Annotated in this window: 19 protein-coding genes and 2 tRNA genes; 12 read left to right on the top strand and 9 right to left on the bottom strand. The window is 42.5% G+C overall.

The genetic code is table 11. The annotated features are described in order from the left end of the window. Positions 1–23 precede the first annotated feature (23 nt). From O3603_RS07820 to O3603_RS07810, 3 genes are all read left to right on the top strand, one after another. On the top strand, positions 24–1,139 hold the full coding sequence (locus O3603_RS07820; RefSeq protein ID WP_371522044.1) for a leucine-rich repeat protein: 1,116 nt from the start codon (positions 24–26) through the stop codon (positions 1,137–1,139). Positions 1,140–1,153: 14 nt separating this feature from the next. After that, positions 1,154–1,348: a hypothetical protein gene (locus tag O3603_RS07815; protein ID WP_371522003.1), complete on the top strand. Its 195-nt coding sequence runs from the start codon at positions 1,154–1,156 to the stop codon at positions 1,346–1,348. 291 nt (positions 1,349–1,639) lie between these two features. Continuing rightward, positions 1,640–2,116: an HU family DNA-binding protein gene (locus O3603_RS07810; protein WP_371522001.1), complete on the top strand. Its 477-nt coding sequence runs from the start codon at positions 1,640–1,642 to the stop codon at positions 2,114–2,116. A 221-nt stretch (positions 2,117–2,337) separates the two neighbouring features. On the opposite strand, the gene efp is transcribed toward O3603_RS07810, so the two are convergent. Continuing rightward, positions 2,338–2,904, bottom strand: a complete 567-nt coding sequence (efp, locus tag O3603_RS07805; protein WP_004384562.1) for an elongation factor P — start codon at positions 2,902–2,904, stop codon at positions 2,338–2,340. Between the two features lie 216 nt (positions 2,905–3,120). On the opposite strand from efp, the gene rpmH reads away from it, so the two are divergent. From rpmH to O3603_RS07785, 4 genes are all read left to right on the top strand, one after another. Next, positions 3,121–3,276, top strand: a complete 156-nt coding sequence (rpmH, locus tag O3603_RS07800) for a 50S ribosomal protein L34 (protein ID WP_004354441.1) — start codon at positions 3,121–3,123, stop codon at positions 3,274–3,276. A gap of 126 nt (positions 3,277–3,402) precedes the next feature. Next, entirely contained in the window at positions 3,403–4,182 is a 780-nt protein-coding gene (locus O3603_RS07795) for a PASTA domain-containing protein (protein ID WP_371522042.1), read from the top strand. Between the two features lie 6 nt (positions 4,183–4,188). Then, positions 4,189–5,286 (top strand): RluA family pseudouridine synthase, encoded by a 1,098-nt coding sequence (locus tag O3603_RS07790; protein ID WP_371522040.1) that lies wholly within the window; start codon positions 4,189–4,191, stop codon positions 5,284–5,286. A 95-nt stretch (positions 5,287–5,381) separates the two neighbouring features. Further along, the gene (locus O3603_RS07785; RefSeq protein WP_009433968.1) at positions 5,382–6,380 is read left to right on the top strand and encodes a D-alanine--D-alanine ligase; all 999 of its coding nucleotides are present in this window, start codon (positions 5,382–5,384) and stop codon (positions 6,378–6,380) included. Positions 6,381–6,503: 123 nt separating this feature from the next. On the opposite strand, the gene O3603_RS07780 is transcribed toward O3603_RS07785, so the two are convergent. Next, on the bottom strand, positions 6,504–7,406 hold the full coding sequence (locus O3603_RS07780; RefSeq protein WP_371521997.1) for a hydrogen peroxide-inducible genes activator: 903 nt from the start codon (positions 7,404–7,406) through the stop codon (positions 6,504–6,506). A 297-nt stretch (positions 7,407–7,703) separates the two neighbouring features. Here O3603_RS07780 and ahpC point away from each other — a divergent pair, with 297 nt between their 5' ends. Beyond that, positions 7,704–8,270 (top strand): alkyl hydroperoxide reductase subunit C, encoded by a 567-nt coding sequence (gene ahpC, locus O3603_RS07775; protein WP_018910995.1) that lies wholly within the window; start codon positions 7,704–7,706, stop codon positions 8,268–8,270. Positions 8,271–8,553: 283 nt separating this feature from the next. On the opposite strand, the gene O3603_RS07770 is transcribed toward ahpC, so the two are convergent. From O3603_RS07770 to O3603_RS07740, 7 genes are all read right to left on the bottom strand, one after another. After that, positions 8,554–9,783, bottom strand: a complete 1,230-nt coding sequence (locus tag O3603_RS07770) for a glycoside hydrolase family 27 protein (RefSeq protein WP_371521995.1) — start codon at positions 9,781–9,783, stop codon at positions 8,554–8,556. 74 nt (positions 9,784–9,857) lie between these two features. Further along, positions 9,858–9,928 (bottom strand) — tRNA-Gln (locus tag O3603_RS07765). Between the two features lie 73 nt (positions 9,929–10,001). Then, on the bottom strand, positions 10,002–11,234 hold the full coding sequence (locus tag O3603_RS07760; RefSeq protein WP_371521993.1) for a nucleoside recognition domain-containing protein: 1,233 nt from the start codon (positions 11,232–11,234) through the stop codon (positions 10,002–10,004). 5 nt (positions 11,235–11,239) lie between these two features. Then, entirely contained in the window at positions 11,240–12,001 is a 762-nt protein-coding gene (locus tag O3603_RS07755) for a L,D-transpeptidase (protein WP_371521991.1), read from the bottom strand. A 4-nt stretch (positions 12,002–12,005) separates the two neighbouring features. Then, positions 12,006–12,998, bottom strand: a complete 993-nt coding sequence (locus O3603_RS07750) for a L,D-transpeptidase (RefSeq protein ID WP_371521989.1) — start codon at positions 12,996–12,998, stop codon at positions 12,006–12,008. A gap of 177 nt (positions 12,999–13,175) precedes the next feature. Next, positions 13,176–13,820: a zinc-ribbon domain-containing protein gene (locus O3603_RS07745; protein WP_371521987.1), complete on the bottom strand. Its 645-nt coding sequence runs from the start codon at positions 13,818–13,820 to the stop codon at positions 13,176–13,178. 252 nt (positions 13,821–14,072) lie between these two features. Then, positions 14,073–14,143: transfer RNA gene (locus tag O3603_RS07740), tRNA-Gln, on the bottom strand. A 214-nt stretch (positions 14,144–14,357) separates the two neighbouring features. Here O3603_RS07740 and O3603_RS07735 point away from each other — a divergent pair. The 4 genes from O3603_RS07735 to O3603_RS07720 all read left to right on the top strand — a co-directional run bounded on the left by O3603_RS07735 (position 14,358) and on the right by O3603_RS07720 (position 19,593). Further along, positions 14,358–15,089, top strand: coding sequence for a helix-turn-helix domain-containing protein (locus O3603_RS07735; protein ID WP_371521985.1), 732 nt, complete (start codon positions 14,358–14,360; stop codon positions 15,087–15,089). 120 nt (positions 15,090–15,209) lie between these two features. Continuing rightward, the gene (locus O3603_RS07730; RefSeq protein WP_371521983.1) at positions 15,210–17,273 is read left to right on the top strand and encodes a hypothetical protein; all 2,064 of its coding nucleotides are present in this window, start codon (positions 15,210–15,212) and stop codon (positions 17,271–17,273) included. 450 nt (positions 17,274–17,723) lie between these two features. Then, positions 17,724–17,942 (top strand): hypothetical protein, encoded by a 219-nt coding sequence (locus O3603_RS07725; RefSeq protein ID WP_371521981.1) that lies wholly within the window; start codon positions 17,724–17,726, stop codon positions 17,940–17,942. Between the two features lie 40 nt (positions 17,943–17,982). Continuing rightward, positions 17,983–19,593 carry a hypothetical protein gene (locus tag O3603_RS07720; protein ID WP_371521979.1) on the top strand — a complete coding sequence of 537 codons (1,611 nt, stop codon included), beginning with the start codon at positions 17,983–17,985 and terminating at the stop codon, positions 19,591–19,593. Positions 19,594–19,663 lie beyond the last annotated feature (70 nt).

Here is a 19,663-nt window from a genome sequence, read left to right as displayed (position 1 = left end):
TATTATCTATAAAATATTGAGTAATAATCGGTTGTAAATACGATGGTTGTATCTGGATGGAAGATTTTTATTACCCATCTACCTTGGAAGAAATTGGGGAAAATGCTTTTCAGTTTGCTAGACACTTGACACAGCCAAATTTGGATATATCAAATACCAAAATCACAGCATTAAATGATTATGTATTCTGGAACAATGACAATTCACGATGGACGAAAGAAGCTAAACTCCCCCAGACACTGCAAACAATCGGTAGTAATGTTTTTGGGCATGCCTACATTAAAACTCTTGAAGTCCCAAGTGGTGTACATACTATATCTTGCAGAGCATTTGACTATATGGAAGATTTGGAGGAAATAACATTTATGAATCCAACACCTGCTACCTTAACTAATCCACCATTGTCTGGATTCCTAAATAACAGCAATGACAAACTGGTTACAATATATGTTCCGGTTGATGCAACAAATGCTTATCAAGCAACAGCAGGATGGGCTAACCATGCTAGTAAATACCGTGAGAAAGTTAATATCGGCACAACCGGCTACATAACCTACTATCTCGAGAACGAGAACTTCAAGGTACCTACTGGCTGCACGGCCTACATCATTACGGGAGTCACCCCAAGCGGAAGCGTCACCACTCCCGACCAGGCTGTGGTAAAGGCATTCACAGCAGGCAAGATTATCCCGAAGCAGACGGGATTTGTTCTGCAAGGTCCAGCCAATAGCACCGTAACCTACGAAGCAAACGTGACAGGTACAGAAGAGAACGTGGCAGGCAACTTGCTTATCGGCACCGCTACAGAGCAGCAGTTCTCGGCTACAGGCAAGCGGTTCTACGTCCTCGCCAACGGCGACCAGGGAATGGGATTCTATAAGCAAGGCACACGTAGTGGAATGTCAATCAAATTGAAAGCTCACCGTGCAGGTCTGCGTCTGGACGAGTCAGTGGCACGTGCTAAGTCAATTGTTTTCGACTTCGATGCCGCTCGTGAAGAGGCAGAGACAACAGGTATTCAGAATGTGCCAACGAATGGCGAGCAGCAGGACGATGTCGTTTATGATCTCCAAGGTCGCCGCGTAACGAATCCTACCCACGGCATTTATATCATCAATGGAAAGAAAGTAATCAAGTAAAAATGAAGACAACAATGAAAAAGGAGTATATCACACCGAAAACAGCATCCATAGAGATGATAACCCACGATAATATCGCCCAGTTCATCATCAGTTCCCACTCAGTAGGTGAGGATGAGGGGCTCGCTAAGCCTGGCTTCTTCGATGAAGAGGATGAGGAAAAGGCTGCCAGTTCCGAATCGTCAGCCTCTCATTGGGAGGACGATTAAGGGTTTCCCAATATCATTCACTTCCGATGTCCAATAGGAATACTTTGGTATTCCCAATAGGATTCCTTGAGGATGTCCAATAGCAAGCCTATTGTATTCCCAATATCAATCCTTTAGGATGTCTTAAAGGAATAGGAGAGGACTTGTTAAAGAAAGATGCGAGGACTTGTTAAAGGAATCATTAGGGACTTGTTAAAGAAAGGGTGATGGAGGAAAAGAAGATATGAAATTCATGGAGTTGTGCCTGTATCGGCACACTCCTTTTTATTAACAACAATCTAATTTTTTATCATGATTAGTTTTAAAGTAATAGAAAATGTCCTACGTATAGGACCTCGTCAAGGACAGAAGGCTTATAGTGCTGTACCGAAGTCAGTAAACAAGTTTTCATCGTCGTGGCTCGTAGAGCGTATTGTACGTGAGACTTCGTTGAGTGAAGGCGACGTGCGTAACGTGCTTATCACGTTGAAGAACATCACCAAAGAGGTGGTTTCGTTGGGTGGTTCGCTCGACTTGGGCGACATCTTTTCATTCCGGACATCTATCCCATCAAAGATGGAGAAGAATGAAAAGGATGTCTGTGCTGAATCGCTTAAGTATCCTCGCATCATTGTTACCTGGAAAGAGCCTATTCGGAAAGCTCTAAAGGATATTCAGATTGAGGTGGACAACCCTGCTAGGAGGAAACAGAAAGAGAAAAGTCCATCCCCTGACCCCGAGCCGAAAGAAAAGGAGAATAAAGAGGAGGGTGGACCGGTAGTAGGGTAGAAAGCCCCCAAAGAAGCCTCCCCAAGCCCCTCCGAAGGAGGGGATGTGCCTTAGCCTCTTACATACTTTCAGGCGTTTCAAACTATATGCAATAAGGACATCCCCTCCTTCGGAGGGGCTTGGGGAGGCAGTACAAAAAGACCATTTCTTTACTCTAGGATGAGTATTGAAATGGTCTTTCTTATTGTTTCGTAGTTTATCTCTTGCGAGGCAGGAGAGGCTTAGGCGTTAACGCGTCCCAGGTAGCTACCATCGCGAGTATCAATCTGGATAACCTCACCCTCATTGATGAACAATGGAACACGAACGACTGCTCCTGTCTCAAGTGTTGCTGGCTTAGTTGCATTTGTTGCAGTGTTACCCTTTACACCTGGCTCACTGTGAGTGATAGTAAGCGTTGTCTTAACAGGCATTTCAGCAAGAAGGATTGTGCCATCAGAGGTATCAGTAACAACCTCAACAACGTCACCTTCTTTCATATAGTCAGAACCTGTAATCTGGTGCTTAGGGATAGGAATCTGCTCAAATGTTTCCTGATTCATGAAGATGTAACCAGTTGCATCCTGATAAAGGTACTGATATGGGCGACGTTCAACGCGTACATCCTCGAGCTTGAAACCTACCTGGAATGTGCGCTCAAGTACTCGACCATCAGCAACATTCTTCAGTTTGGTAATCATGACGGTGTTACCTTTACCTGGCTTACGATGTTGGAAGTCGATACAAGTCCAAATCTTGCCATCAAGACGGATACAAGTTCCAATCTTAATTTCCTGTGAATTAATCATAATTTACTAATATCTAATTTGTTACTTTTTGTTCTTTTTCATCTACTTAACGCGCTGCAAAGTTACAGAAATTATAGGAAAAACATAAATAAAAGGCGTAAAAAACATGGTTTCTTTGGTTAATTCAAAAAGATTAAGTAATTTTGCAACCCGTAACGACAGGTCTTATCCTGTCGAAAAGAGTTCGCATAATAACAATAAAATAGGATAAGAACAATGAAAAGAACATTTCAGCCTCACAATCGTCGTCGTGTAAACAAGCACGGTTTCCGTGAGAGAATGGCTACAAAGGACGGTCGCCGCGTATTAGCAGCACGTCGTGCCAAGGGTCGTAAGAAGTTAACTGTTTCTGACGAACATCACGGTAAGTAAGAACGAGACGCTGTCCCCCTAGGGAATTAGCGCAGAAGCGGAAAGAAGTAGAGGGTAATCTTTGCTTCTTTCCGTTTTTTTATCTACCTTTGCCGCATCTATTATTAAGGTCAGTTAATTAGATTGATGACATCAAGAGAGTTCTTCCATAAGTTTAATAGCACATATATCTGGGGCAATATCCTTGCTATCGTGATACTTGTTCTATTGTTGGCAATAGGAGTTAGGTTCGGTCTTGACTACTATACCTTACACGGTGAATCCATCGTGGTGCCGAACGTTATTCATAAACAATACGATGATGCGGTTGATATCATGGACAAGGTTGGACTAAAGATAGAGGTTACCGACACTGGATATGTTAAGGATCTTCCTCCTGATTGCATACTTGAGCAATCTCCAGTTGGTGGTAAGCGCGTTAAGTCCACACACGTTATCTATGTTACAATTAACGCTGCCAGTGCGCCTTCTTTGGTTATTCCTGACATCATAGACAATAACTCTTTGCGTGAGGCGCAAGCCCAGTTATTATCTATGGGATTCAAAGTTGGTGAGCCAGAATATATACCAGGTGAGAAAGACTGGATATATGGTATTCTTGTAAATGGCAAACATGTGCAAGCTGGCGATCGTGTACCTGCAGATGCTGTGATCGTCTTACAGGTAGGAGATGGTACACGAGAAATAACTGATACATCAGGTTTGAACGAGCCTGAATATGAAGATGTAGAAGTGGAGGAGAAGCGTCCGAAGTATGATGAAGTATATGAGTATGTGGAAGTGCCAGTAGATGAGAACGGCAATGAAATAAAGGATGAACGAGGGAAGTCAGGCTCTGGTAGTTCTAATTCTTCCTCTCATTCAGGTTTACCTGCAGATCCTTCATCAACGAAACCGACTGAATAAAGCATGATGAGAACGGACGAGGAAATGCTATATGACGATGAGCTTTCTGATGACTTACTGACTTCCACAGAGTCAGAAGAGGGTGATGGCGAGTTGTACGAACACTTCCGTGTAGAGGTTGATAAAGGTCAGGTGCCAGTGAGAATAGATAAGTTTCTATTCGAACGCATGCAACACTCCAGTCGTAATCGTATTCAGAAGGCAGCCGATGCGGGCTTCATTCATGTGAATGGAGCACCTGTTAAGAGCAATTACAAGGTACGCCCAGAGGATACAATTACACTGATGCTTGACAGACCGAAGCATGATAACTCTATTGAAGCAGAGGATATTCCATTGGATATCGTATATGAGGACAATGCTTTAATGGTGGTCAATAAGCCTGCAGGATTAGTCGTTCACCCAGGTGCAGGGAACTTTCATGGAACATTGATTAACGCTATTGCCTGGCACTTGAAGGACTTACCTTCATTCGACCCAAACGACCCAGAGGTTGGGTTAGTGCACCGAATTGACAAAGACACAAGCGGTTTATTGGTGATTGCGAAGACCCCTGATGCAAAGACAATATTAGGTAAACAGTTCTTTAATAAGACTACCCATCGCAGTTATAATGCCCTCGTTTGGGGTAATCTAACAGCTGATGAAGGGCGTATAGAAGGTAATATTGCACGTGATCCAAAGGACAGACTTCGCATGACAGTATTCCCTCCTGATTCAGAGATAGGCAAGCCTGCCGTCACTCATTACCGTGTTCTTGAGCGTTTCGGCTATACAACTCTCATCGAATGTATACTTGAAACGGGACGTACACATCAGATTCGTGCACACATGAAACATATCGGTCACCCCCTGTTTGGAGATGAACGTTATGGTGGAACAGAGATCCTTCGTGGTCAGAGATCAAGCTCTTATAAAGCCTTCATACGCAACTGCTTGACCCTTTGTAATCGTCAAGCACTCCATGCCCGAACACTTGGTTTCGTCCATCCGGTTACTGGTCAACAAATGGATTTCACGAGTGACTTGCCTCAAGACTTAGCCTCACTGATAACGAAGTGGCGTGAGTTTATCAATGGGCATACAGGTATTGACAATCAGTAATAGTACATGATAAGATAAGTAAAACAGGTTTCTATCTCTCAAGAACATAATGAGAACGACAGGAACAGTTAGATAGAACTAAATAAACAGGTATAATGAAAGATTTGAAGCGAACGATTGCCATCGTATGTGGTGGTGACTCATCAGAACATGATGTATCAATGCATTCAGCACAAGGATTGTATTCTTTCTTTGACAAGGAACGTTATAATATATATATCGTAGATGTTAAAGGCATTGATTGGCACGTTGAGTTAGAGGATGGGACATCTGCTCCTATTGATAAGAACGACTTTTCTTTTATCGAAAATGGTAAACACATAGAGTTCGACTATGCGTATATTACCATTCATGGAGCCCCTGGCGAGAATGGAATCATGCAAGGTTACTTCGATTTGATACACCTTCCTTATTCAACATCAGGCGTTTTAGTCGAGGCATTAACCTTTGACAAGTACGTTCTGAACAATTATCTCCGTGGCTTTGGGGTAAATGTTGCAGACAGCATATTGCTTCGTCGTGGTGAAGAATACAATGAGGAGGAAATCGAAAAACGTCTTGGTATGCCTTGTTTCGTTAAGCCCGCTGCTGATGGAAGTAGCTTTGGTGTATCAAAGGTAAAGAACATTGACCAGTTAGCACCAGCCCTTCGCGTTGCGTTTATGGAGAGTGATGAGGTCATGATAGAGGGTTTCTTGGATGGAACAGAGATCTCGCAAGGTGTTTATAAGACTAAAGATAAGTCCATTGTGTTCCCTGCTACGGAAGTAGTAACCAGCAATGAGTTCTTTGATTACAATGCGAAATACAACGGACAGGTGCAGGAAATAACCCCAGCACGTATCAATCCCGACACTGCAAAGCGTGTAGCAGCAGAAACCAGTCGCATTTATGACATCCTTCATGCCAATGGTATCATCCGCATTGACTATATCATCTCGAAGGATAAAGAGGGCAATGACGTTATCAATATGCTTGAGATTAACACCACACCAGGCATGACTGCCACCAGTTTCATCCCTCAACAGGTGCGTGCAGCAGGCTTAGATATCAAGGAAGTATTGAGTGAAATCGTTGAAAATCAGTTCAAGTAATTCACAAGAACGCATTTTCTATCTATAAAGAACAAGGCTGTATCAAATGTTTCCAATCGTTTGTTGGATATTTGATACAGCCTTTTTCGTTTCTAAAAGTCTATTTTCGCCAGTCCAAAATATCTATTTCTTCATCTCTTCAGGTATTGATTCTCGGATGCGATTCACCAACATCTCCAACAATGTATGCCGTATGAAATTAGGCGAAGTCATCATAACTATCTCACGCGAAGGCACAGGATGGGCAAAAGAACGCACCAGTTTGCGTTGCTCTTCATTGAGTTGTGGCAATGCTAATTGCGGTATAAAGGTCACCCCTTTACCATTTTCAACAATGCGCATAAAGGTTTCTATGCTCCCGAGATTGTAACTCTTCTTGCTCAATGAAGCCGATTTAAGATGGCAGAACTTAACAAGTTGATCTCGAAAACAGTGCCCTTCGTCCAATAACCATAGGTATTCTCCTGACAAATCGGCTGGTCGTATGAACTTACAAGCGTACAATGGATCCTCTTTCGCTACATAAGCCAGGAACTGTTCATGGTAGAGTGTGGTGCAATTCATCTCTTCCAAACCACTCACCTGTGCCAATATCCCTGCATCAATATTCCCCCTTCTAATCGCACGGCACATTTCATCCGTCTTCATCTCCGTTATTCTCACATCCATTTCAGGGTGTTCTTTCATCAACTGGGGGAAGAATCGTGGAATAAGATAAGGTGCTATCGTTGGCAAAACAGCCACTTCAAAGGTTCCTGTAAGCGTTTTCTGCTCCTCTTCTATCGTCTGTTTTAGTTTCTTTGCACGTGTGAGAACCTTCCACGCATGCTCTATCACCACCCTACCAGCCTTTGTTGGCTGTATGGGTTGCTGTTTTCTATCGAAGATCTTAACGCCCAACTCATTCTCTAACTTTTGTATCATCGAACTTAGAGTGGGCTGTGTTACATTGCACTCATCGGCTGCTTTGGCAAAATGTTTGAGCCGATACAGTGCCATAACATATTCTAATTGCTGTAGTGTCATCGTCTTATTGAGCTATAAAGAATGCAACAAATATAGGAATAAAAAGCTGAATTCAGATTGACTTAGCCTGTAATAAATCTAAAAACAAGTGATAATCATGATTTATAGGTATCAATATTCTCAATTATTATTGACGACTACTAACACGCTGTAAGTACTTCATTATCAATGCTCCTAACGTCCTTTATAGATTTTCTCTATCATCTGATAGAAATAATCAGTTGGTCATGACGAATATAAATTCTATCTTTGCATCACAAAACAAAACATTTTCTCATAATTAAAGTATATTCATATATGGAACCAATTATCAATTCATTAGCACCAGAATTTAGTGTTCAAGCCTTCCAAGACGGACAGTTCAAGAGCGTATCAAGCAAGGATATCGAAGGCAAGTGGGCTTTGTTCTTCTTCTATCCAGCTGACTTTACATTCGTATGTCCTACTGAGTTAGAGGATCTTGCTGATAAGTACGAGCAATTAAAGGCTATGGGTGTTGAGGTATTCTCGGTTAGTTGCGATACACACTTCGTCCACAAGGCATGGCATGACGCATCTGAAAGCATCAAGAAGATTAAGTACACCATGCTTGCTGACCCTACAGGCGTATTGAGCCGTGGCTTTGGTGTTTACAAAGAGGATGAGGGTGTGGCTTATCGTGGCACATTCTTAGTGGATCCAGAAGGCCGTATCAAGGTTGCAGAAATACAAGATAACAGCATAGGACGCAATGCAGAAGAGTTAGTGCGTAAGGTTGAAGCAGCTCAATTTGTCGCTACTCACGATGGAGAAGTTTGTCCAGCAAGATGGACGAGAGGCGCAAAGACATTGAAGCCAAGCATTGATCTCGTTGGTAAAATCTAATTCTCTCAGTTGCGATTATAGGTTGACTAAACATTATGAAATATGACAGTGGAGGGGTAAACATCGTGTTTATCCCTCCATTCCTTTATGTTCTCTGATCCAATTCATGCCTCTCCAGATTATTACAAGGCATCTGTAATACTTCTCCAAGTGCTTTGTAATACTTCTCCAAAGCACTTGTAATAATCCTGTAGATGGTTAAGACGGATTCTAAAGGAGTGTTTGTTGCAATAGAAAAAGGCTTGATACGAATTCGTATTAAGCCTTTCTTATGGTTAGAACATTACTTTTCTGTAATGATAAATACTTTTGTTTCGTGGGCTTCTAACTTACCTTCCCATGCTTTCTTAACCGATGTGTTCTTGTGTTCCCAAACATCTCTAAAGTCATATTTGGCACTCTTGCCAAGGAAAGATAAGGGCAAGCTAATGCGTTGAGCTTTGTCAGAAGGATTCATAATAGCTATTGCCTGTCGGTTATTCGTCAGTTGACGATGATAAACACGGCACTCTCCAATGCGCTGAACAAGCCGAGCAGCCTTGCCAAGAGTATCTTGATTGATGGCAATAATCTCTTTGTTGAGTAGGATTCGACGTGTTGCTGCATTCTCATTGAGTATATCGTGACTCATAGCCAAGGGCGAGGCGAACATGCACCACATAGACATTTGGGTCTGATACTCCGTATATGTACAGCCAATACCACCTAAATCGCTTGACGGACCGCCTTTCCCTTCAAGTCCAACAATCAGCATGTCCATGTCATTCCAGTGTCCTGGACCAGCAAAAGAGTAAAGAGGTTCGGTGATGTCGATGATGTCTAAAATGCCCATACCACCTTGTTTCACTATGTCCTTCCACATATCTCGCACGTCATAGCTTATTCTCCACAACGAACCACCAGCCTGTCTTGCCCATAGTTCGGGGTTGAGTTGTCCCCATTCGCACACTCCGAGAGCTATTTTTCGCCCTGATTTCTCCAGTGCATCACCCATTCGTTTGTATCTCTCGTGGGCAACTGCGCTATCAGAAGGAGCGTGACAATAGTCGTATTTCAGGTAGTCCATTCCCCACTCAGCGAAGGTCTTTGCGTCTTGTTCCTCAAAGTTATAACTAGCAGTATAGCCAGCACAGGTCAAAGGAGCCGCATCCGAATAGATACCGAGCTTTAATCTACGACTATGAACATAGTCAGCTAAAGCCTTCATACCGCTTGGGAACTTCACAGGATCAGGTATAATGTTATTGCGTTTGTCACGTCCTCCCTGCCAAGCATCGTCAATAAAGATGTATTGATAGCCTGCTTCTGCATAGCCATCAGCCGCCATCTTGTCTGCAATTTGTCGTATTAATTGCTCGTTAATATCCTCTCCATACTTGTTCCAAGTCATGAATCCCATTGGAGGAGTCAGTGCTAACGAGTCACGATTGCCTGCTGATGAGTTCAAACAACAGCCTAATAACATCGTTAAAAACAAAAAAGTCTTGTTGAGTTTACTTGTTAGGTAATTCATAAAAGATAGTAATTTAGGTTGTTAGTGTAATCAAAAAAATCCGCAGACTCAACCAGAATCAGCGGATTTCAACGTTGTCCCAGGCGGATTCGAACCACCACTGACAGAACCAAAAACTGTAGTGCTACCATTACACCATAGGACAATTGCGGTGCAAAGGTAATACTTTTGTATGTTATAATCAAATATTCTTCCTACTTTTTTGCCGTGTTCTTGCATTAAGCAAAGAAGAAGTAGCTGAAGAGAACGGCTGCTATCATACCTGCAATGTCCGCCATTACGCCACAAACAACTGAATATCTGTATTTCTTAATACCCACACTTCCAAAGTAAATAGCTAGGATATAGAAGGTTGTGTCCGTGCTTCCTTGTAAGATACTGGCTGTATGTCCGATGAAAGAGTCGACTCCGAATGAGTTAAAACACTCCAACATCATCCCTCGCGCACCTGGTCCACTGAGTGGCTTCATCAATGCTACAGGGAGAGTACTTACCCAATCGCTATTCATTCCGAGCATTTCTACACCTGCTTTGATGGTGTCTTGGAACATATCGAGTGCTCCTGATGCACGGAAAACGCCTACTGCTGCGAGGATGGCTATGCAATAAGGAATCAGAGTAACCGCCACTTTGAATCCGCCTTTGGCTCCTTCTATGAATGAGTTATAGACGTTCAACTTCTTCCGCCAGCCTGCATAGATGAAGAGAAGGATGGCTCCTAACATAATGCAACTGGTGAGGATTCGACAAAAATGTTGTGTTTGTTCGGTGTCCATACCATGAATTGCAGTGAAGAGTCCTGCTACCAATGCTGCAACAACAGCCGCTGCGGTGAGGATAGCCTTATTGAATAGATTGATTTTCTGGTATATAGACGTGACCAAAAGTCCCACGAGTGTGGAACACAAAGTGGCGAGTAACATTGGAATAAACACATCTGTCGGGTCGGCAGCACCTGCTTTTGCCCTGTAAGCCATGATAGATACGGGGATAATCGTTAGACCAGAAGTGTTCAAAACGAGGAACATTATCATCGGATTACTTGCTGTGTCCTTCTTCGGATTAAGGCTTTGTAACTCCTGCATAGCCTTCAATCCCACAGGAGTTGCCGCATTATCAAGTCCCAGCATATTGGCAGAGAAGTTCATAAATATCGATCCCAACGCAGGGTGCCCCTTAGGTATATCAGGGAAGAGTTTGGTGAGTACGGGACTAAGAAAGTTGGCTAAGCGTTGCACCAAGCCACTATCTTCGCCTATCTTCAGCATTCCCATCCATAGAGTAAGTGTGCCTGTCAGTCCTAATGTCATCTCAAAACCAACCTTCGAAGCCTCGAATGTGGAGTCCATCATTGCTGGTAAGGCATCGTAATCACCCATGAATATGAGTTTGATAACGCCCACGAGGACGCCAATTACAAATAATGCAATCCAGATATAGTTAAGAACCATTGTTGTTATTGTTTAATAAATACGCCTTGCGGAAGCTGACGTTGTGTGTTTGTTGTTGATGTCTTGATTGTTTGTGGACGGAAGTGTCGCAATCGGGGTTCGCCCAGTTGCTCCATCGCTCGTACCTCATAAGGATAGTCGTCGACATCTTCTGCCTTGATAATCACCTTCATCCCGACAAAAGCATATCGGTTTCGAAGGTCTCGAACATCCTCATCTTTCAGTCTTATACAGCCTTCGCTGGCTAATCCCGGTACACTCTCTCTGTTATTCGTACTGCCATGTATGCCTATACTTCGGTTTCCTGTCCCTATGTTCAAACGCAGGAAATAAGGTCCATAAGCCAATATGTTGCCTCGACCATCATGGAAGTCGTGCTTCCAAGAGGCTGCATTACATATCTGTGATATGCTGAAGGCAGGAATAGAAGGTGTGCAATGCGGAGTGCGCATGTCGCCTATTCGAGTCTTATTACCCCTGTTTACTGCAAAACAAGCATCGTATCTTGCAACAAGAACTGTGTCATCTAACCTCTTCTCATAAACATATAAGTAGTAATCCTTCTTCGATATAACAATGAAACAGTTGTTTTTATTCTCTGCGCCAAGCGATATGGAGACATCAGCTGGTGCCCGTGTCGTTTTCAGTCCATGCACAACCACCTGTTTCTCGCAGATGTTGTCGGGTGAATAAGGGAGTGTCTGCGCTTCGATACTAAGGCAGAAAGCAACAGAGAACAACGTGAAAATCTTTCTTAACAAGCCCATGTTCTTACTTTTTCTCTGGTGCAGTGAGTTTCCCACCACCAATGTGTACACCTTTCTCATTGGGAATCTTCCCCCCACCGATACGCAATTCTTCTTTTGAGACAGGCTTCTTGTCTTCCTTTACTTCTGTCTTATCTGAAGTCTTCACACGTCCAGTCTTTGCCGTGGCAGTTGCTATCTGTTCGTTGGTCAATGTTTTTGTTGCATCGAAGTGACGCTTACGTTCAATCTTCTGACGCTTCATTGCATGGATTTCAAAGGGGTAATCGTCTACGTTTTCAGCCTTGATAACAACCTTCATACCCTCTGTTGCATAGTTTTCGGCTAGGTCTTTTATGTCCTCATCCTTTAGTCTTATGCAGCCTTCACTAGCCCTTCCGGGTACACTCTCACGGTTATTTGTACTTCCATGGATACCAATTCCACTGTGCCCAGGCGTTTTCAGACGTAGAAAATAGTCCCCGTAACTCTTGATTTTACCACGACCATCACCGAAGTCGTGCTCCCAGTTAGAGGCAGGAACAATCTGTTGGACTTGGAAAGGGTTATCTATCGTACAATGCGGAGTACGCATGTCGCCTTCTTTCTCCTTTTGTCCTTTCTTCAAAGAGAAGGCACAATCATAGCGAGCAATGAGTGTTGTGTCCTTACCTTGTGGCTCGTAAACATAGAGATAATAGTCTTTCTTCGACATAACAATGAAGAGTTTCTTCTTGTCTTTGACCTTGTCTTTAAAGCTAAGGCTTGTGTCTGGCGTTGTACGAATAGTGCGATTGCCATAATCAAGTACTACTTCTTCCTTGATAGCATTGCCTGAATAAGGTAAACCTTCTGTTGCCGTCTTGTCGTCTTTAGCAACAGCAAGCCCATTGGCATTGACACTCATGGATGCACCTTGCTCTTCGTTATTGTTCTCTTTGTCTTTTTTCCCACCGCAAGAAACGATAGATACAGCTGTTAGAGCAGCTAAAAGACCCATAAACATTGACTTTCTCATTTTGTATAAAACCTTTTTTGAGTATGTTATTCATGCCTCCTAAGAATGGAAAGAAGCATGTTTTGATGATCTAATGATAACCTTTATTCCTGATAGATATATACTATAACGGTCGGAAAGAGCATCTTTTGTTCTTGCCGACCGCAGTTGTTTGATGGATAGATATCATGTTCTTTATTATCTAAGGTAGGCGAAGTCGGCTGAAACATAGTATTCACCGTCATCGAAGAGTACCTTATACCAGTTGCCGTATGCCCCTAAGAAGGGTAGAGAAGTTCCCTTTGATACTGTGTAAGCCTTGCCATTATAATACTGCAAAAAGCCATATTCCTTTCCAGGTCCTATGCGCATACGCACGCCAACACCATTGATAACGACGCGAGTAGCCTCTGATGGTGGAACAGAAGTTGGTTTCTGTTTTACGTATTGCACCTTTGCTGGCTCCTTACTCTTCTTTTCGATCTGCTTCTTCAGTTGGTCGTATGAAGCCTTCATAGAGTCGTTTGAAGCCTTCATCTCTTTGATAGTCTCTTGTTGTACATCGGTTTCTTGTGACACAGGTTCCTTACTCTTCCCTGCAAAAAGCCATATTCCAAGACCGATACCAGCCATGACAAGGACAATAAGAATACCAATTAAGACTTTAATCATGTCGTTATTGCCAGATGGCTGTGGAGTGTATTGTGGGCGTTGATACGCATCTTGTACAGGTGGATAAGGCTGTGCTGTGTTTTCTGAAGGTATAGCATTTCCACAGCTAGAGCAATGTTTTGCACCAGGAGAAAGAGGTGCTCCGCAATTAGAACAGAATCTTTGTGACATTGTTGTAGGTGTTTAAGGGTTATAAAAATGTGTGACTTAATTATTCAGAGAGCTTGTTATTTGTTTCTTTCTTATAGGTGTGAACAGTCTTATATGTGCTTATTTTGATTCAAGGAGATTAAGATGACCATATTACACAATAGTTGAGAGTTCACGAGTTATTACTTTAGGTAATTAATGGATTTAGTTAATTATGTTTGAGATAAGGCGCTTTGAAAGTACTGATATTCAAAGAACTCTTATCTAAAAGAGTTGTCCCAGGCGGATTCGAACCACCACTGACAGAACCAAAAACTGTAGTGCTACCATTACACCATAGGACAATCACACGTGCAAAGGTAATGTTTTTTTGTATTATCAGCAACTCTTACCGATTCTTTTTATTGGTGTTCTGCCCTTGCATGTGCTTGTTTGTTACACCTATTATATATATAGCGACATTTACTTTGGATAGATTTGGAGGTAAAGAAAAAAAGACTTATATTTGCGAATCACATGCTTTTATGCCTGTTATTCAGTTATTTAATTCCTTCACTTATGAAACCTATCTCTTCCGTAATAGTATTTCTTTTACTGGTGTTGTCAGCTGTTTGCACGAGCATAGACAGTTATTGTTGTGCAGAAACAGCTATTGTGCAGGACATGAATCAGGCTTTGGAGAAGACACTTGCAGCGAAGCGTGAAGCATGGATAACGCCTGATACGATACAAAACTACCGTGAGCATTTGCGAATAAAGGACTTGAAGAGTCGGTCATTTGTATCTTATGCACTCGAAAAGAACGATTATTCCTTGTGTAGTCAGCGTTATCAATGGCAGAAAGGACAGCATTCTTTTATGTTCCAAAGCTATGCTGATTGTTCATTTGGTACTATTTGGGGATTATCTGACCAACGTTTAGCTTTGTTCCTCACCTTATCTGCCATGTTATGGATGCTCTTTTCTGTTGTTTATTGGCATCGGAATGGGGCTGGGAGAATGGTTTTTGGAAGTATGACCTACCTCCCTTTGGAGCATTCCTTCCGTGATGTGCAGGGGAAAGAGATTCCTTTTACACCTATGCAACACCAGTTGATGGAGTTGTTTATGGCTTCTGGTGATATGAAATTATCAAAGATTACCATTTGTGAAAGCCTTTGGCCGAAGAAACCCGATGCCAGTGAGACACTTTACACACTGATTCGTCGCTTGAAGCCTGTTGTTTGTGAGCATTGTGGATTGACCATTACGGCAGAGAAGGGAGGCGGATATCGACTCAAACACTTATAAGGTGAATAATCCTTAGAAGCGTTAGGAGCAACAGAGAAAAGCTATTGTCAGACAGATGTCAGTCTTATTTTTTGCACTTGAACAGCGTTGGAATTACCTTTGCTTCAAAATATTCAAGCTATGAAGAAAGTATTATGTACATTGCTGTTAGTCTTCTTGGTGCTACCAGTTGGAGCCCAAGAAGAGGTGAAGAATGCAAAAGAACCGAAGGAGGTGCAGCTTAACGAGGTTACTGTTGAGGCTGCTCGAGTGGTAACAAAGGTGGATGGTCTGTTGATTATTCCGTCTGATACACAGCGTAAAGCATCCACGAATGGATATAGTTTGCTAAGTAAACTATCGTTACCACACGTTCGGGTAGATCCTGTGAGCCATGTTGTTACTGCTTTAATGAATAATGGTGCGGTGCAGCTAAGGCTGAATGGAGTTGTAATAGATAAGGAGGAAATGCTCTCCTTAGACCCTAAACTTGTGAAAAACATTGATTTCATCGATAATCCGGGTGTCAGATACGGGGAGAATATAGCTTATGTTATTGATATAAAAACGAAAAGGAACACAAGTGGATACGTCGTTGGCGTAGACTTAACACACACGCTAACAGCGTGGAATACGGATAATACCATCTATACAAAGCTAAATCATAAAAATTCGGAGCTGTCCTTTTCTTATAACTTCTCCTATCGGGACTTCCGTAATGGGCGTACTTCAGAGACGGCAGATTACCTATTAAATAATGGTAGTCATTATCTTGTTACACGTAAGCAAACGGCTGGTAGGGATAGAGCTTTGGGTAATCGACTTCAGATGAAGTATAGCCTTGCCGATTCAGCCTCCTATGTTTTCCAAGCCACGTTATCGACCTTTGGAATGAATACTCCTAGTTGTTTTTCTGATTATCAATTAATGGATGGGACGCTAACACAGGCTTATCAAGATGTGAATAGGTCGAGTCGTTTTACGCCAGTTATCGATCTTTACTTCTTTCACAAGCTAGGGAATCATCAGAGTGTAACGGCGAATGTTGTTGGAACAGCTATCTACACGGATAAGTACGTGAGGCAGGGTGAGGGAACACCCTATACTTATAATGTAGATGGAGATACTTGGTCGGTTCAGAGTGAGGCTATTTATGAAAACAAATTGAAGCCTTTCACGCTCTCTGCTGGCTTGCAACACATGCAGAAATACACGCGTAATCATTATACAGGGGATGTTGATGCACTGAATAAGATGCACCTTGGTGAACTCTATCTTTTCTCTGAGTTAAAAGGAAAGTGGCAGCAGTTGAGTTATTCTCTGGGCGTTGGAGTGGCAAACAAAACCTATTCTCAAGCCAGTTATGATTATAATTACTGGACGTTCCGACCGAAGGTTACATTAAAGTATATGCTTCTGAAAGGACTAAATGTGGGTTACGCTTTTCAAACTTATCGCCGAGTTTCGCCTTACGCAATGGTTTCTGATATGCGAATAAGGAATAATAGTCGTGAATGGACAGTGGGTAATCCTGCCTTGAAGCCCTCACGTGTCATTCAACATACGATGAGTTTGGATTATTATGGTGATCGGGTGTCGAACAGTATGTACATGGAGTATCGGCGAAACTTGCATTGTAACATGGCAAGATATGAGCGAACAGCATCGGATGAGTTCCTTTATTCGCAACAGAACATGGGGAGTATTAGCTTGTTCCATGTGCAAGATAATTTGAAGTATGAGCTTATTCCTGAACACTTATCAGTGACATTGACGGGTGGAATTAACCGTTATTTTAATGTTTGTAGTCTTTATCGTCATTATCTCACCAGCTACACTTATGGTGGGAGTGTGCAGGCTTACCTTGGTAAATGGACTTTGCAAGGATATGCTGATAATGGTTGGAGGTTCTTAGAAGGAGAGAGATTAGGGCATAATGGAGCGTTTAGTTATTTGGCAATAAGCTATAGTTGGGGGAATTGCAGTCTTTCACTCGATGTGCAACACGTCTTCCAACAGCATCCACGAATGTATAAGTCACAACTCCTCAACGAATATCTACATAAGAGTGAAATAGAACGTAATAGAGACTTGGGTAATATGATAGGGCTTAACTTTACGTGGCGATTATCGAAGGGTAAGGCTTATAAGCAGATTGAAAAGCGAATAGAACGTCAAGAAGATAAGCAGACTGGAATCATGTAAGGTTCTATGGCTAGTGATGCGTCTAGTTCCTCTAATTTCGCATAGTCTTCTCTAGGACTTCTAGTAAAATTTAGGTGTCCTAGAGAAGACTTTTCTTCTTTTCCTTGCTCCTTTAATTTATTCTTCTTACCTTTGCCGCCGTGAAACAGTTAGCAATGACATATCAAGTGAACGAAGTACTGCAAAGAATTATCAGATTCTTTGCATCTTTTTGCACTTTATCTTTGGTCAATCCAAATAATTTGCTAACACACACACACACACACACATTCGCACCTAGCGTCTAATAACACATTTTTTCTTCTCGCATACGCGCGCGCGAAGCGTGCCGTAACCCCTGTAAACAAAGGACTTTCAAGAGTTTCCTTTGTTCGCTTTTTTATGCCCTTTTGTGAACTCGATTTTGAGCAAAATAAGAACGAAATAACAACTATTTTAATCAATGAAGTAATGAGAAAAAAGCAAGTAAAGAAGAGTTATTCTGCACCAGCGTGTACGATAATTCAAGTTAACGAAGCCACTTATTTGATGGATACGTCTTTCCCTGGTCAACATAAGCCAGCAAATCATGCAACAGGTCCAACAGCTGCTGGAGGTGCAAAACCTGCTCCAGCATGGCAAGGAGAAGAAGCTGGCAGTGATGAAGAGAATACTTCTTGGGAAGACTAAGTAAAGAGAGTTATAAACAAGAATCAGAAAAAACAAAGTAATGATGAAAACAAAACAATTATTTAAGTCACATTTATTCTCCCTTGCGGCACTTTTCAGTATAGCACTGACAGCTGTCTCTTGTGCCAACGAAGACATTGCGCAGAATGGTAAAACTGGAGATAGTGGCAAAGGCTTTGCAACCTTTGTTGCAGACGTACCAACACAGACCCGTACCTCAATTGATTATGCAACAGGCAAGTTCTATTGGGAAGAGGGCGACAAGATATACGTGAAGGACGACGATGGCACGATGCAAGTTAGTAACACTGTAGATGCAGCCCACGCACATTCAGCTTCGTTCAAGTTCAAAGTTCCTGGGAAATTCGGAGGAAGCGCAAATTATAAGGTTTACTATCTCGGTAAGAATAGTAGTAGCAACCAAGTAACGATTCCAACAGCCCAGACCCAAACAACGCCAAACACAACCAATCACCTTGGCAATTCAGGTGACTACGGTACAGCCACGGCAACAGGTACTTTAGGTGGCAGCGTCTTTAGTTTCCAATTAGAGCATCAAGCAACTTATCTCGTTTTCCAGCCTTACACAAGCAATGCTGTATTGAAGAACTGCTACTTAACAAAAATCGAAGTAAATTCCGACGACGATATTGCGGAAACCTACACTATTAATTCTAGCACAGGAAACTTGAATGGTTCAGCAGGTAGCAAACAAATTGTCTTAACAACAAAAGACCCAGTTGCAGGCAGCACAAACGAGAAAGGTTTCTCTTTCACCAATGCTACCTCTATCTCTACAGCTGATAAGGTCTACATGCTTATCAAACCAGGTGCACATACGCTTAAGGTTCGTTATTGGGTGAAGGACTACGACACAAATGTAGAAGGAACTATCACGAAAGTTTTACCATCATTCAATTATGACAAGAACACCTACTACGATATGACTGCTAATCTTGACGTAAAGAATTACGATGGTGACCATTACTATATGTGGGACGCACAGGATCAATATTGGAAGGGACATGAATGGAATCACAGTGGTAGCCAGCCAACACTCAGCCAAGGTCTTACAGGCGCAACAACCTCAAACGATTACGCTAAGAATAACACAGACTCACGTTACTACAACGAGAGTTACCCAGGTAATGGCGTAAGTAATCCAGCTACTCACACTTCATGTAAAGACCTCCCCAACGCTAATGAGCTGTCTTGGTACTGCATGTATGGTGATCCACGTTGGGACGCAGACGAATTATGGACAACAATGGGTCGCTTATACAAAGGTGGCATGTGGTTTAAGAAGAAGTCTGTACTACTGGCAGAGGGTAATTACAATACAGAGAAGTCTGCCGATAATACAACCGACTTGCGTACAACATGGAAGAACTACGACAACAACAGCAGTAGCATCAACAACTCCGGCCTTCCTTCTGCAGCCGATGCAAACAAATATTTCTACCTGCCCGCCTTGGGTTACTACTACTCTGGTCAGCTGCACTACGTTGGCTACGGCGGCACCTATTGGTCGTCAAGTGCTGACCCATGGGGCAGTAGCGACGCGTACTACCTGGTCTTCTACAGTGGTTTCGTCGGCGTGCGCAACTACATCCGCTACTACGGGTACAGGGCGGAGGCGCTGTTCGAGTAGTCCTTGCGATAGCTCCTTTACAGGTGTTGCCCTCTAAAAGGCGACACCTTAAGAACCGCCGCAAGGTAAT

The sequence above is a fragment of the Prevotella sp. 20925_1_30 genome (genome assembly GCF_041433025.1).
Lineage (GTDB): Bacteria > Bacteroidota > Bacteroidia > Bacteroidales > Bacteroidaceae > Prevotella > Prevotella vespertina.
This window is presented reverse-complemented; position numbering and strand designations above follow the sequence as displayed.